This window comes from uncultured Thermomonas sp., from assembly GCF_937872235.1.
Classification (GTDB): Bacteria; Pseudomonadota; Gammaproteobacteria; order Xanthomonadales; family Xanthomonadaceae; genus Thermomonas; species Thermomonas beijingensis.
In genome coordinates, this window is sequence record NZ_CALMPC010000063.1 from 1 (window position 1) to 15,940 (window position 15,940).

Annotated in this window: 8 protein-coding genes and 1 pseudogene; 2 read left to right on the top strand and 7 right to left on the bottom strand. The window is 63.3% G+C overall.

Translation table 11 applies throughout. The features are described 5' to 3' along the window. Both QWB57_RS05620 and QWB57_RS05625 read right to left on the bottom strand, forming a co-directional pair. Positions 1-835: pseudogene (locus QWB57_RS05620) on the bottom strand (hypothetical protein); the annotation flags it as partial. 9 nt (positions 836-844) lie between these two features. Then, complete coding sequence (locus QWB57_RS05625; protein ID WP_288968685.1) at positions 845-3,226, bottom strand: S9 family peptidase; 2,382 nt, start codon at positions 3,224-3,226, stop codon at positions 845-847. Between the two features lie 144 nt (positions 3,227-3,370). Here QWB57_RS05625 and QWB57_RS05630 point away from each other — a divergent pair, with 144 nt between their 5' ends. After that, complete coding sequence (locus tag QWB57_RS05630) at positions 3,371-3,640, top strand: YcgL domain-containing protein (protein WP_288968686.1); 270 nt, start codon at positions 3,371-3,373, stop codon at positions 3,638-3,640. Then, complete coding sequence (locus QWB57_RS05635; RefSeq protein WP_223629692.1) at positions 3,633-7,121, top strand: ankyrin repeat domain-containing protein; 3,489 nt, start codon at positions 3,633-3,635, stop codon at positions 7,119-7,121. Before QWB57_RS05630 ends, QWB57_RS05635 begins: the two co-directional genes overlap by 8 nt. Positions 7,122-7,146: 25 nt before the next feature. Here the strand turns inward: QWB57_RS05635 and QWB57_RS05640 are convergent, their stop codons facing one another. From QWB57_RS05640 to gltB, 5 genes are all read right to left on the bottom strand, one after another. After that, on the bottom strand, positions 7,147-8,940 hold the full coding sequence (locus QWB57_RS05640; RefSeq protein WP_223629693.1) for a monovalent cation:proton antiporter-2 (CPA2) family protein: 1,794 nt from the start codon (positions 8,938-8,940) through the stop codon (positions 7,147-7,149). Positions 8,941-8,971: 31 nt separating this feature from the next. Continuing rightward, complete coding sequence (locus QWB57_RS05645; protein ID WP_223629694.1) at positions 8,972-9,679, bottom strand: DUF4124 domain-containing protein; 708 nt, start codon at positions 9,677-9,679, stop codon at positions 8,972-8,974. Beyond that, a complete protein-coding gene (locus QWB57_RS05650; RefSeq protein WP_288968688.1) occupies positions 9,645-10,352 on the bottom strand; it encodes a DUF4124 domain-containing protein in 708 nt (235 codons plus the stop codon). The genes QWB57_RS05645 and QWB57_RS05650 overlap by 35 nt, the downstream gene beginning before the upstream one ends. Positions 10,353-10,406: 54 nt before the next feature. Beyond that, positions 10,407-11,888, bottom strand: coding sequence for an FAD-dependent oxidoreductase (locus QWB57_RS05655; RefSeq protein WP_223629696.1), 1,482 nt, complete (start codon positions 11,886-11,888; stop codon positions 10,407-10,409). Next, a partial coding sequence (gene gltB, locus QWB57_RS05660; RefSeq protein ID WP_288968689.1) for a glutamate synthase large subunit occupies positions 11,888-15,940 on the bottom strand: 4,053 nt, incomplete at its 5' end. The genes gltB and QWB57_RS05655, both read right to left, overlap by 1 nt.

Below are 15,940 nucleotides of genomic sequence, written 5' to 3' on the forward strand. Positions count from 1 at the left end.
TGGCGAAGGTGTCGCGCGCGCTGTGGCCCAAGGCCAGCACCACGTGGTCGGCGCGGATCTGTTCACCGCTGGCCAGCGCCACGCCGCGCAGGTGGCGGGTACCGGCGGCATCGGTCTCGACCAGCAGGTCGTCGACGCGCTGGCCGAAGCGGATCTCGCCGCCCAGCGATTCGATGGTGGCGCGCATCTTCTCCACCATCGACACCAGCCGGAAGGTGCCGATGTGCGGCTTGCTGACGGTGAGGATTTCCTCCGGCGCGCCAGCGGCCACGAATTCGGTGAGCACCTTGCGGCCGTAGTGCTGCTTGTCGCTGATCTGGCTGTACAGCTTGCCGTCGGAGAACGTGCCCGCGCCGCCCTCGCCGAACTGCACGTTGGATTCGGGGTCCAGCACCTTGCGGCGCCACAGGCCCCAGGTGTCCACCGTGCGTTCGCGCACCGCCTTGCCGCGCTCCAGGATGATCGGGCGGAACCCCATCTGCGCCAGCACCAGCCCGGCGAACAACCCGCACGGCCCCATGCCGATCACCAGCGGGCGCAGCGGCAGTTGCGGCGGGGCTTTGGCCACGAAGGCGTACGTGGTATCCGGGGTGGGGTGCAGCTTGCTGTCTGCGTTCTCGCGGGCGCGCTGCAACAGCTCGGCTTGCCGCGGGGTGTCCACATCCAGCGCATAAATCAGCACGATTGCGCCGCGTTTGCGTGCATCGTAGCTGCGCTTGGCGATGCGATAGCCGGTCAATTCGGTTGCCGCGATGCCCAGCCGCGCCACGATCGCCGCACTGAGTGCGGCGTCGGTGTGATCCAGCGGCAATTTGAGGTCGGTGATGCGCAGCATGGGCAGGACTTACTTCAAGGTGCGTTCGAATAATGCGTGGATGCGACGGTATTCGTCATACCAGCTGTCGGGATGGGTGAAGCCATGTCGCTCCAGCGGATACGGCGCAAGTTCCCACTTGTCTTTGCGCAGCTCGATGAGTTTTTGCGTCATCACCACCGAATCACGAAAGAACACATTGTCGTCGATCATGCCGTGCGCGATCAGCAAATGATCTTGCAGGCCGGCCGCAAATTCGATCGGCGACGAGCGCGTGTACGCTTCGGGGTCGAGCTCGGGCGTGTTGAGGATGTTGGACGTGTATTCGTGGTTGTACTGCGACCAATCCGCCACCGGGCGCAACGCGGCGCCGGCCTTGAACACACCCGGCGCCTTGAACAACGCCACGTAGGTCATGAACCCACCGTAGCTGCCGCCGTAGATACCAGCATGGCCACGGTCGCCTTGCTTGGTTTCAACCAACCAATCCAGACCATCCAGATAATCTTCCAGCTCGGGCTTGCCCATCCAGCGATAGATCGCGGTGCGCCAATCACGGCCATAGCCTTCACTGGCACGGTAATCCAGATCCAGCACGATGTAGCCTTCGTCCACCAGCAGGTTGTGGAACATCTGTTCGCGGAAATAAGCGGGCCAGCGCTGCGAGGCGTTCTGCAAATACCCGGCACCATGCACGAACATCACGATCGGATATGTCTTGCCCGGCTCGGGTGTTGGTGGGCCGTAGTACTTGCCCCAGATCGTGCCGGCCCCGTGCTTGCTGGGGATTTGCACATATCGCGGCTGAATCCAGGTACGCGCTTTGTAGTCCGCCGTGCGGGTATCGGTGAGTGCTTGCGCCGCACCACCGTTGGCATTGACCACCGACAATTGCGGCGGCACATAGGCCGAAGAGTGCCGCACCAATAACTTGGTTTGATCGGGTGATAGCGAAAAATCTTCCACGCCATGCAGCGCCGTCACCGCTTGCACGCTGCCGGTTTGCGCAGCCGTTGTGCACACCTCGTAGGTAATCGGTGCACTGCGATTGCACAGGAAATAGAAACGCGTACCGTCACGGGAGACCACCACTTGCGAGGTTTCCCAGGGGCCATCGGTGCGTTGCACGCGTTTGCCACCATCGAGTGTGTAGAGATGCGAGAAGCCGCTTTCTTCGGACAGATACCACAGCGTGTGGTTGTCCGGCATCCAGCCAAATTCGTTGAAGCCCCAGTTGATCCACGCGTCATCATGCAAGCGATGGCGCGGTTGCAGGGTGGCCTTGGCCAAATCGACGCTGGCGATCCAGCGGTCTTTGTTGTCGATGGCACGCAACATCACTGCAGCATTGCGGCTATCGCTGGACCATTTCAGGGCGCTGCTATCGCCGGTGATTTGCAGCGGACGATTACCTTTCAGCGCATCCTTGCCGGCGGCTTTGCGCAGCGCGGCCAGCGGGTCGTCGTGGATGCCGGGCAACGGATCGACATGCAGTTCAGTCAGCTTGCCACTGGCCAGCTCGGCCAGCCACAACCGCTGCGGCACTGGCGCATTGCGGCCTACCCGCGTGCGCACATCCTCAAACTCTTCATAGCCCGATTCGGTGACGTATTTGGGCAGCTTGCCGGCCTGCCCGGCATCGGCACCCTTGGCGGTGGTGACCACCAGCAGCCAGCGCCCGTCGGGGGATAGCGCGGAATCGGCCACCTCCACATCCTTGCCCAGATACACCGGCGCGGGTGCGCGGGTGGGGTCGGCCTTGCGCATCGCGTCCATCTGCTCGCGGTTGGCCTCGCGACGGGCGCGGTCATCGCGCAGGGTGTCGATCAAGCGCAGCTGGCGATCCCGCAGATCGTCGGCCTTGGGAGCAGTGCCCGGTGCGTCTTCGGTTTTGAGCTGCGCCGCCACCGCCACGCTGCGCCCATCCCAGCGATACCACGCTGGCCCCTGCGCCCAGATCAGGCCGCCATCGTGACTCCATTGCAGGCGCGTGGCGGGAGTGGTGTCGCGGGTAAGTTGGGTCAGCGCACCACTGCGCAGATCGCGCACGAACACATCGCCACTGCGCACAAATGCGCTGTGGTTGCCGTCATCGGCAACCACCATGTTGCCGGCGTCGATATTGGCGCGCGCGGCATTGTCCAATTGCACTGGCGCTGCGCCCTCCAGGCCCACCTGCCAAGTATCGCGGTAGGTTTCGCCCTTGTGCTTGAGCAGGAATTGCGCGGCCTTGCCATCCCAACGCCACCAACCACCTTCCACTTGCGGGCCGATCCAGTCGGGGTCGGCCATGGCTTGGGTCAGGGTGATTTTGCCTGCTGTAGCGGTGCCCGCCACCTGTGCCACGGTGTTTGCAGGAAGGCTGGCGACGACGATGGTGAGAACGGCAAACCCGAGCGGAGCACAACGCATGGCAAAATCCGATGCAGACAAAGGCGGCAGGGTAGCAGCCCGCCAGCATCAAACCTGTGCCCAAAGTCCCGTGCAGGTTCACGAGCGGCGCAGTTTCCCGCACAATCTGTGGTTGATTCCTCTGGATGCGGCCGCTGCAACGCGATGCTTGCCTTTGTTTACAAGAGCCTGAAGAAGGTTGACACCTATGTCTATCTGGCCAGTCGCGATGCATTCGACTGCCTGCCCGAGCCCCTGCGTGCGCAATTGGGTGGCCTGCAGTTTGTGCTGGAAGTGGCGCTGACACCGGAACGCCGGCTGGCGCGGGGGAACGTCGATGTGGTGCGCAACAACTTGGCCGCTCGCGGCTTTCATGTGCAATTTCCGCCCAGCATGGCCGACCCAATGAGCGAGGACTGGGGCACAGATGCCTGAGCGTTCACCCTTGGCCGGCGCTTCATTCCTGGTTCTGAGCCTACTACTGCCGGGTTTGTTGCTGGTGGGTGAACACTTTGCCGGTTCGCTGTTGGCCGGTGCAGGCTGGATCAAACCGAGTGTTGCCGGCGTGCTGGCGTGGTGCGCGCAAACCGCAGCAGCGCTTGGCGTCGCGCTGCTGCGTGGCAGCCGTGGCAATGCCGGGTTATGGAGCGACAGTGGCCACTTGGCGTTGCGCTGGGGCGGGGCTGCACTCGCCTGCCTGTTGCTGATCGGCGGGCCATTGGCCTTGCTGCAAAGTGCACCTTCGCTTGGCCACAGCCTGCTGCTCAGCGGCATGGCAGGCCTGTTGCTGATCGGGGTGTGGTGGCAGTGGCCGCAATGGCAACGACTGGAGGCTTATGGCGACGCCGCCCGGCCCCCTGATGCGCACCCGCCAGCTGCAACGCGTGCAAGTTGGCGCGGGTTGCTGCAAGTCGCCACGCCGATCACCGCGCTCCTGGCCGGTGGTCTGTGCCTGGCTTGGCCGGAACTGCTGACCGGGCCGGCGCGACTCTTCGCCGGGGCCGCATATGCCTGTCTGGTACCACTGGCGCATCTGCTGGTGCAAGCGGGAACCAAGGTGGCTGTACCCCGCGCCGCGACCATCCACCCCCAACTGCACGGCTTGCCGGTGGTGGATATGGCCACGCATGGGGCCACCGCAGCGCCTGAATTTGAGAGTGAAGTCGCCGACACGGACGATGCCATCGAAATCGTCCTTGAGGACGCTCCCAACCTGCAGCCACCACTGCCAGCGCCCAACCCTGTGACAACGCTGTTTCCAACTCCCGCCCAATCCGGCATCGCACCGGCACCGGCTGCCGCCGAAATCTCGATGTTGTCGCGGCAATTGCAACAGGCGGCACGCAATGGCCGGGTGGATCGGGCACTGGCGCTGCTGGCCTCGGGAGCCGACCCGCTGGCACCCGCCGACCCCACGACCCGCGACCGCCGCAGTTTGGCCGTACTGGCTGCCGTGCTTCCCGATTTGCGCCTGCTGCGTGCGTTGATCGAGCACAAGGTTGACGTGAATGCCTTGCAGGACGGCATCAATCCGTTGTTGGCCGCCACCCGGGATAGCTGGCATGGGCGGCCCGAGGCGGTAATGACCTTGCTCGCCAACGGCGCCGACCCGCACATTACCGATACCGACGGCAATACCCCCCTGCACCACGCCGCACGCAGCTCTGATCCCGGCGTGGCGGCTTTGTTACGTGATGCAGGGGCCAATCTCGATGCCCTCAATCATGAGGGCATATCGCCCTTGGGAAGTGCCTGCGCCGCCGGCAACTGGCGCTTGGCACGGTTCCTGTTGGAACGTGGCGCGCACGCCGAAATCGACGGCGGCCAGCCCGCCCTGTTGTCGGCAGCAGCCAGTGACGAAGACGATGCCGCCGGCGTGCAACTGCTGTTGCGGCACAAGGCGCGGGTCAACGCCCGCGATGCACATGGCCGCAGCGCACTGCATGAAGCGGCCGCTGCCGATCACGCCGAAGTCTGCAGCGCCTTGCTGGAAGCCGGTGCCGAGGTCAATGCCAAGGCCGCCGACGGCCGCACCCCTTTGCTGGATGCGGTTCGCAACGGCGCCATGCACGCCTTGGAGGTATTGATCGCGGCCGGTGCCGACGTGCATGCCTGCGATGCCAGTGGCAACACCGCCCTGCATTTGGCATGCGCCGCCGAAACCCCGGTGATGGATCTGGTTGCTGATTTGCGTGACCTCGGGTTGGATCCGCACGCACTGGATGCCCACGGTCGCAGTAGTCTGGACATGGCCGAAGCGACCGGGCGCTGGAACCTGGTGGGCTTGCTCGACCCGCGCCGCGCCCTGCCGGTGGCGCTGACTGACGATGGCAGTACAACGTCCGATCGCCCACCGCTGTTGCTCCTGCGCGAAGGCCTGTTGGAAAACGCCGCAGCGCAGCGGCTACAAGCATTGGCCGCGCAGCTGGCACCGCGCGATTTCGATGCCCTGCTGCTGGATGATGAGGTGGCAGCGGAACCCGCACGCCTGCGCTGGCTGCTACAGCACGGGGCCAATCCCGAGGCACGCCTTCCCGCCAATACCATGCCGGTACCCGCAGGGTTGCAACAAGGCATTACCGCGATCCCGGTGCTGCAGCTGTTGTTTGCCGCTGGCGCATCGCCGGCCGGTGCCGGCGGGCTGGCCAGCTTCCTCGCCGCCTGTACCAGTGCCACCCCCACCCATCCAGGCGAAACCTTTGCACTGGAACTTTTGGAGCGCGGCGCTGATCCATTCGCCGCTGGGCAGACCGCCTCTGCACCGTTGTTGCATGCGGTGCGCCTGGGTTGGGATGGCTTGCTGCAGCGGTTACTGCTGCTGGGCGTGGATCCGGAAGTGTGCGACAACCGTGGCATGGCGGCCCTGCACCATGCCGCTACGTTGGGTCGACAGTACGCACTGAAGCTGCTGGTGGCGCATGGTGCAGCCCCGGATCGGCGCGCTGCCGACGGCCAAACGCCGCTCGGCATCGCCCTGGCCAGCGGTCAACGTGCGTTGCTGGAATGGCTGGATTGGTCCAACTGGCGGCTGCCACATCGTCGCTTGCAGGCATCCGATCTGCCAGCTGCGGCCATCGCCGGCGACCTGCCTGCGGTGCAGCGGCTGTTAGCGCTGGGCTTTGCCGTCGATGCGGTGGATGCGCAGGGTTGTACCGCCCTGCTACGCGCGGCCGGTAGCGGGCATCACGAGTTGGTCAGTTACTTGCTCACGCAAGCGGCAAATCCCGATCTGGCGGCAAGTACCGGGGCCACCCCGCTGTCGGCCGCAGTCAGCAAGCGGCAATTGGCGATCGTGGATTTGCTGTTGCAGGCTGGTTGCAGCACTGAACACCGCCTGCCCGGCGACGTCACCGTGCTGATGCTGGCAGCGGCACTGGGCCTGCCTGAAGTGGTGTCCCGGCTACTGCAGGTTGGCGCGGATCTGCATGCACGCGATGCGCAGGGCTACACCCCTCTGCATTGCGCGGCGATGTATGGCTTCACCGAGCGCGACCGCAGCCGTCTGATGGCGCTGCTGGATGCCCTGCTATTGGCCGGCGCCGATGCTCAGGCCCGCGCCAATAATGGCGCGACGCCACTGCTGCTGTTGCTGGGCGCACGTACCGAACCTGGCACCCCCAGTAACCAAGACGTACTGCTGGCGGGTGTAGAGCGCCTGCTGGACGAAGATGCACGCTTGGATATCTGCGATGCGCGTGGGCTGAGTCCCCTGCATCTGGCTGCCATGCATGGTCTGCAGCGCGTGGCGCAACGATTACTGCACGCCGGAGCAGACCCGCAACTGCGCGACAACGCCGGGCGCACGCCACGGGAAGTGGCGCAACTGCGTGGCTATGTCGAAATCGCCGCACAGTTGGCACCAACGGCAACCCCGACGACAGGCCCGCTGTCGATGGCGCGGTTCTTGAAGGACTAAGCGCTCGGCACAATCCAGGCAATGCTCACTCAACCTTGACTTGCGCGATAGCAGCCCCGGCATCGGCTTCGAACAGGCTCTCCAGCTCATCACGAGCATCCAGAGTGGCCTGCAACAACGCATCTTCATCATCCTGCAACATGCGTTGGGACTCCAACAACGACTCATCCCATTCGCGGAATCGATGCGCGCGGTCATCCGCTTGCTCGCGCGACATCCCCAAGGCCATCAGCACATCGCGGCCCATTTCCAAGCTGCTGCCAAACGTTTCACGCAGCACCTGCGCGCCAAGATCGATCAATTGCCAGGCATGCCGACGATCACGCGCACGGGCAAATACCTTGGCTTGCGGGTAGTGCTTGCGCACCAGCCGCACCATCCGCAGGCTGGCTTCCACGCCATTGATGGCGACCACAAACACCTTGATCCGCGCCGCACCGGCCGAGCGCAGCAGCGCCAAGCGGGTGGGATCGCCATAGTAAATCTGATCGCTGCTCATGCTGCGCGACAAATTGACCTGTTCGATATCCGGGTCGATGGCGATATAGGGAATGCCCTGCGCCCGCAACAAGCGCGCCACGATCTGGCCAAACCGGCCGAAGCCCGCCACCAGGACCTGCGGGTGGCGATCCGCAGGAATGGTGTCGAACTCGCGTGGCGGTGTCTTGGCGGGTGGCGGCATCAATTTGGACGCAATCATCAACAGCAACGGCGTCAGCGCCATCGACAAGCCAACAATCGCGATCAAACGATCGCGGGTAGCAGCATCCACCAACTTGGCACGAAACGCTTCGCCAAATACCACAAAGGCAAATTCACCACCTAGCGCCAATACCCCCGCCAGCAACCACGCGCCACGCGTATCCAAACGCCCCAAGCTGCGGCCCAGCGCGAACAACAAGCCGGATTTGACCATCATCAAGGTGGCTACACCAGCGGCAATCAGCAACGGTTCCGCAAGGATGCGTTGCACATCAATCCCCATTCCCACCGCCATGAAGAACAGCCCCAGCAGCAGGCCTTCAAACGGCTTGATCTGTGCTTCCAACTCATGCCGGTATTCGGATTCGGCCAGCAACACCCCGGCCAAAAACGCACCCAGACCTGCGCTCAAGCCAGCCAATTCCATCACCCACGCACTGCCCAGCACCACCAGTAGGGCGGCGCCGGTAAACACTTCCGGCAGATCGGTGCGGGCAATGACGCGGAACAAATGCCGCAACAGGTAGCGCCCTCCCACCACCAGTGCTGCGATCAATGACACTGCGCGCAGCACGTCGGTCCATTCCAGGCCGGCACTTTTGGCCTTGCCCAACAATGGAATGGCCGCCAATAAAGGAATCGCGGCCAGATCTTGAAACAGCAGAATCGCAAACGCCAACCGGCCATGTTCGGCCGCCAACTCCTTGCGCTCGGCCAGCAGTTGCAAACCTACCGCAGTGGAAGACAATGCCAAACCCACGCCCACCACCAACGCGGCCTTCCAGGCCAGGCCTGCCAGCAGTGCCAAGCCACCCAAGGCCGCTCCACACAGCAACACTTGCAACCCGCCCACCACAAAAATCGGCCGCCGCATCAGCTTCAGTCGCGCCAGCGATAGCTCCAGCCCAATCACGAACAGCAACATCACCACACCAATTTCGCTGGCCGCCAACACCCTTGTGGGGTCACGCACCAGTGCCAGTTCATGTGGGCCCAGCAACACGCCGGTGGCCAGATACGCCAAGATCGCGCCAAAGCCGAACCGCTTGAACAACGGCACCGCCAGCACCGCTGCCAGCAAAAACACCAACGCAAGTTCCAGACCGCCGCTATCCATTCACATCCAATATCGTTGCGTTGCGCAAAGCTTACGGCTTCCTGGATGGAGCCGGCGCGCCGGGTTTGTCGGAAGCCACCGATGTTGCACAACGGCTGGCTTTGATCTTGGTATTGATGGCATCCAATGCCGCTTGCCGCTCGTGCCGGCTTTGCGCATCGGCATAGCGCAGCTTGAAGTCGGCCTCATCCAGCCGCCGATACCAAGCGTTGCACAGTTGGTCGGCGGGAATTTCGGTGCAACTGTCTTGCTTCATCTCGCAGGCTTCACCCATTCCCAGTGCGGCGCTGCCGTCGATGCCCACCACTTGCAAGGGCGCGCAGCGGGGTTCCGGTGTTGCGGTGTCACCCAGATACGTATCGCCCTTCCAGGTCGTGCATTGATACAAGGCGGGTGCCGCGGGCAGCGTTGCGGCCTCTGCCGCCGGCGTGCGCTGCGTGCGTGGACCGCCCACCTGCACAAACTCACCATACAGCGGTGGCGGCGTCGGTGGCGCCTCGGCTTTCGGTTTTGCTGCAGGCACCGGCACGGTTTTCACCTCGCCCACTTTGCGCACTTCCTGCTGCATGCCGGCCGCACACGGCGTGCCGTTTTGCATCGACACCGTGCCCTTGGCATCGGTGCATTTGTAAAAAACCGTTTCCTGTGCGTGCACCCGCGCCGCGCATAGCATCAGCAATACGATGAAAATGACTCGGCCCATCTCAATGCCCACCACAATCATTGTCCAAGCGCGCATTGACGCTGCGTTCTTCAATCCGCAGGGTGTCGCGTTCTTTTTCCTGCGCGTTGAAAAAGCGGGTGCGGATCGCGTCGCGGCGGTCACGCAAGCGTGCGCAGACATCCGCCGGCGGCAGCTGCACGCACGCGTCGCGAATCCACGTGCCACCTCCCGTGGCCACCGGCCAATTCACATCGCGCGGATGTGGATGCATCACGCGCTCCGGGTGGCCGATATTGCTGCCCAGCGATGACGTGGGCCGCACCGTGGGATAGCCCAGTGTCCACAGCGGCACCCAGCGCGGGTTGCCACGGTCATCGTCACTGGTATAGCGCTTGCCATCGGGTGTGGTGCACTCGAACATCGGCCTGGGCGGCACCAGATACACCGTGCGCTGCACTCCCTGTGGCGCAGCCTCGGGCTTGGCTGGTGGTGACGCCACTTGTGGCACGGCCAGCCGTGGCGGCGCATCCACCGGCCGCACGGAGCTGCGGATTTGCTGCTTGCTGCCCGCCGCACACGGCGTGCTGGAATAGCTCACCATGCCGCCGGCATCGGTGCAGCGGTACACGGTGACCGTGGCCGCGACTGGCGCGACTGGCGCGACTGGCGCGGCTGGCGCAACTGTTTGCGCAGGCACGCTGCCTGCAAACGCAAGCACACAGATGGCAAGGACGAAGACAGCGCGCATGCGCCTATCTTCGCCGCGAATGCCGGCAGGGGGAACCCCGCCGTTTTTTTGCATTCAGCCTGCCGCCAATGCCACCGGAATGGCTTTCATCCCGCGCAGTGCGCGCGCCATGCTGACCGCCGCATCGCGGCCCTCTTGCACGGCGGTCACCACCAGGTCTGCGCCACGCACGCAATCGCCGCCCGCGAACAATTGATCGTGGCCGGTTTGATACGGCAAACGGCCATTGCCACCCACCTGCAAGCGGCCATTGGCATGCGCTTGCACGCCCAGTGGCGCCAACCATGCCGGCAGCTGTGGCGAGAACCCAAACGCGATGATCACCACATCGGCGTCCACTACCGACTCGCTGCCGGGGATACGTTCCGCGGTACGTCGTCCTTGCGCATCCGGCGCGGCCAACCGGGTTTCAATCACCCGCACACCGCTGGTCTGGCCTTGCGCATCGGCGAGGATCTCCAGCGGCTGGCAATTGAAGCGGTAGTGCACGCCTTCTTCGCGGGCGTTGGCCACTTCCCGCGCCGAGCCGGGCATATTGGCCTCGTCACGGCGATACGCGCAGGTGACACTGGCCGCGCCCAAGCGCACCGCACTGCGCACGCAGTCCATGCCGGTATCGCCGCCGCCCAATACCACCACCCGCTTGCCGTGCATATCTGGCAATTTCAAGGTGTCTTCCCAACCGGCAATGGGTTTGCCATTGGGCTCGCCGCCGGTCACCACGCGCCCGTTTTGCACGAGGAACGGTAATGCGGGCAGCACGTTCGGCAAGTCTTGGCCGGGCAGTCCGCCATCGGTATAGCGATACGCGCCCAAGCCTAGAAACACCGCATCAAAGTCATGCAGCAAGGCGTCGATAGTCAGGTCGCGGCCAATTTCCACGCCCAAGCGAAATTGGATGCCCATGCCTTCTTGTACCGCACGGCGGGTGGCAATCACGGCTTTGTCCAGCTTGAAACTGGGGATGCCAAATTGCAGCAGCCCGCCAATTTGTTCGTAGCGGTCGAACACGGTGACGGCAATGCCACTGCGCGCCAAGCGGTCGGCGCAGGCCAAGCCCGCAGGGCCGGCGCCAATCACTGCCACCCGCTTACCGGTGGGTTTGACCTTGGACAGATCCGGCCGCCAGCCTTGCGCGAATGCGGTATCGGTGATGTATTTTTCCACGGCCCCAATCGTCACCGCACCGAAGTCTTCGTTGAGCGTGCACGCGCCTTCGCACAGGCGGTCTTGCGGGCACACGCGGCCGCACATTTCCGGCAGCGGGTTGGTCTCGTGGCACAACTCGGCCGCTTCAATCACGCGCCCCTGCTGCACCAACTCCAACCAGTTCGGGATGTAGTTGTGCACGGGGCATTTGGCTTCGCAATACGGATTGCCGCAGTCCAGGCAGCGGCCGGATTGATGCTTGGCTTCGGCTTCGCCAAATTTCCCGTACAGCTCATCAAAACTGCCTGCCGTGCGCTGCACCAGTGGCACCTTGGCGGGCATCTCGCGCGCGGCATCCAGAAATTGGAACAGGTTTTTCTGGCTCATCACGCCGCCCTCTTCAATTCATTGGCCAGCGCTTCCAGGCTTGCCGCCTTGGGTTTGACCAGCCAGAACTTGCCGACGAAATCACGGAAGTTGTCGCGAATGCGTGCGCTCCACGCGCTGCCGGTCAGGCGTGCGTGCGCGTCGATCAAATCGGTCAGGTGCTGGCGGTAGCCATCCAACCCTTCTGGCGTGATGCGCGCAATGTCGATCAACTCATGGTTGTAGCGATCGACGAAATCGCGCTCCAGATCCAGCACATAGGCCAACCCGCCGGTGAAGCCTGCACCGAAGTTCAAGCCGGTGCGGCCCAGCACCGCCACAGCCCCGCCGGTCATGTATTCGCAGCAATGGTCACCCGCACCTTCAATCACCGCCACCACCCCCGAATTGCGCACCGCGAAACGCTCGCCGGCACGGCCTGCGGCATACAGCTCACCGCCGGTAGCACCGTACAAACAGGTGTTGCCCAGGATCGGGGTGTCTTGTGAAGCAAACCGGCTCGCCGCTGGCGGCTGCAACACGATGCGACCACCGGCCATGCCCTTGCCGACGTAATCATTGGCCTCGCCGATCAACTGCAAATGCAGGCCCCCCGCATTGAACGCGCCAAAACTTTGCCCGGCGCTGCCGGTCAATTGCACCGCAATGGGATATTCACTCATGCCGGTATTGCCGTGCACCCGCGCAATCTGGCCGGACAAGCGCGTGCCGATGCTGCGGTCGGTGTTGCGAATGTGACCGCTGAACTGGCCGCCTTGCCGCTTGCCAATCACCTCGGTGAGCGCGGCATCCAGCTGTGCGGCCAAGCCATCGGGTGGCGCTTGCAGCGCGGGGGTGCCGCAATAGCTGCGGGCGTGCCCGGCATCAGCGGCCAACAGGCGCGACAGATCCACCTCCACATCTTCGCGGGTGGCGCGCAACACCTGCTCCAGCAGATCGGTACGGCCCACCGCGTCTTGCAGCGTGCGCAGGCCCAGCAGCGCCAGATATTCGCGTACGTCTTCGGCGATATTGCGGAAGAAGCACTCCACCCGCTCCGGCATGCCTTTGAAGGCATTGCGACGCAGGCGTTCGTCTTGCGTGGCCATACCGGTCGCACAGTTGTTGAGATGGCAGATGCGCAGGTATTTGCAACCCAACACAATCATCGGTGCAGTGCCAAAGCCAAAACTATCGGCACCCAATAGCGCCGCCTTGATCACATCCAAACCGGTCTTCAAGCCGCCATCGGTTTGCAACAGCACGCGCCCGCGCAAGTCGTTGGCTTGTAGGGCTTGTCGCGCTTCGGCCAGACCCAATTCCCACGGCACGCCGGCATAGCGAATTGAACCGATCGGGCTGGCCCCGGTGCCGCCATCGTGGCCGGAAATGGTGATCAGATCCGCGCCGGTTTTGGCCACGCCTGCGGCAATCGTGCCCACCCCGGCATGGCTGACCAACTTCACCGAGATCAGCGCATGCGGGTTGACCTGGCGCAGGTCAAAAATCAATTGCGCAAGATCTTCAATCGAATAAATATCGTGGTGCGGTGGCGGTGAAATCAGCCCAATGCCGGGCTTGGCATAGCGCAGGCGCGCAATCATCGGGTTCACCTTGCTACCCGGCAGCTGGCCCCCTTCGCCGGGCTTTGCACCCTGTGCCAGCTTGATTTGCAGGACTTCGGCATTGTTCAAGTATTCGGGCGTCACCCCAAACCGGCCGGAGGCGACTTGCTTGATCTTGCTGCGCTTGTCGGTGCCGTAGCGCGCCGGGTCTTCGCCGCCTTCGCCGGAATTGCTGCGTCCACCCAACCGGTTCATGGCGATGGCGAGTGCTTCATGCGCTTCGGGTGAGAGTGCGCCCAAACTCATCGCGGCGCTGTCAAAGCGCTTCACGATCGAAGCCACCGATTCCACTTCCGACAACGGCAGTGGCGTGGCGGCAGGCTTCACGCGCAGCAAATCACGCAGCGCAGCGGCCGGGCGCAAATTCACATGATCTGTGTAGGTCTTCCAGTCGTCGCGCTCGCCGGTGATCACCGCACGTTGCAGTGACTGCACCACATCGGGGTTGTATTGGTGATATTCGCCACCGTGCACGTAATGCAACAAGCCGCCCACTTCCGGCACGGCGTCATCGTCCCAGCCCAGCGCCGCCAAGCTGCGCGCATCGGCTTCCAGACGCGCAAAGCCCGCACCGCCAATCCGCGAGGGCGTGCCTTCGAAACAGCGCGCCACCACCGCATCACTCAAGCCGACGATTTCAAACAGGCCCGCACCGCGGTAACTGGCAATACTGCCGATACCCATCTTCGACAGGATCTTGAGCAAACCTTTTTTCACCCCGCGCCGATAGCTGCGCCCGAATTGCTCCGGCTCGCCATGGGTCTTGCCACCCAGGATGCCGCGCCGGCCCAGCACATGCAGGGTTTGATAGGCCAGATACGGATACACCGCGGTGGCACCAAACCCGATCAAGCAGGCGAAGTGGTGCGGGTCACGCGCGGTACCGGTTTCGATGATGAGGTTGGTGCTGCAGCGCAACCCTGTGTTGACCAAATGCTGATGCACCGCACCCGTAGCGAGTAGTGCATGCACCGCCGCTGCGCCACGGCGTGGCCGACGATCGGAGAGAATCAGCAATTCATCGCCGGCACGCACCGCTTCTTCGGCTTGCGCGCAAATGCGATCCAGCGCCTGTTGCAAACTGGTTTCGTCATCGAAATACAAATCGATATAGCGGTACGCCGTGGCAAACCGTGGCAGCGTGAGCAATTGATGCAACTTGCGTTGCGATAACACCGGCGAATTCAGCAGCACGTGATCGACATTGCTGGCGGCATCCACAAACAGATTGCCTTCACGCCCGATCTGGGTGGACAGGCTCATCACGCAGGCTTCGCGCAGCGGGTCAATCGGCGGATTGGTCACCTGCGCAAACGCTTGCCGGAAGCAGTCGTACAACGGCCGCACGCGCTGGCTGATCGCGGCCATCGGCACGTCATCGCCCATCGAGCCAATTGCTTCCTGCTCCAACTCGGCCAACGGCCGCAACACGCGTTCCTGTTCGTCGTGGGTGAGCTGGAACAGTTTTTGGAAGCCGTGCACGGTGGCATCATCGAACGGCACATCGGCCAGCATCGGGTCGATCAGCTCGGTGTGCAGATAGGTCATGCCCTGCTTGAGCCATTGCTTGTACGGCGCGCGCGCGCGGTTGATGGCATCGATGGCGTCGTTGTCCAGCAAACACCCTGCCTGCAAATCCACCGCGATCATTTCGCCAGGGCCCAACTTGCCTTTGGCTTGCACGCGCTCGGCGGCGATGTCGAGGACACCCGCCTCCGAGGCGATGATGAACAGGCCATCGGTGGTCAGCGTCCAGCGCGCCGGACGCAGGCCATTGCGGTCCAGCGTGCAGGCGGCGTGTTTGCCATCGCAGGTCACCACCCCCGCCGGGCCATCCCACGGCTCGGAATTGATGGCGTAGTACTCGTAGAACGCAGCCAGATCCGCATCCTTGTATTCCAGTGATTGCGTGGCTGGCGGCATCAGGATGCGCATGGCTTTGGGCAAATCCATCCCGCCAAGCAGCAACCACTCCAGCACGTTGTCCAGCGATTGCGAATCGGAGCCGTGCATCGACACCACTTCATCAAATTCACGGACATCCAGTACCGGCGATGCCCACACCTGCCGGCGCGCCTGCGCCCAGCGACGGTTGCCTTCAATGCTATTGATCTCGCCGTTATGCGCCAGATAGCGAAACGGATGCGCCAGTGGCCAACGCGGCTGCGTGTTGGTGGAAAAGCGTTGATGGAACAGCACCGCGCGTGCCTGCAAGTCCGCACGCGCCAGGTCCGGAAACAGCTGCTGCAAATACTTGGGCAGCACCATGCCCTTGTAACCCAGCAAGCGCGCCGACAACGAGGTGATGTAGAACTCGGGGTACTCGCGCAAACGTTGCTCGCAGTGTTTGCGCGCCAGGAACAATGCACGCTCGAATGCGTCGGCATCGCCACCTGCACAGTCCACGAACACTTGTTCGATGCGCGGGCAAGTCGCCTTCGCCAGTGC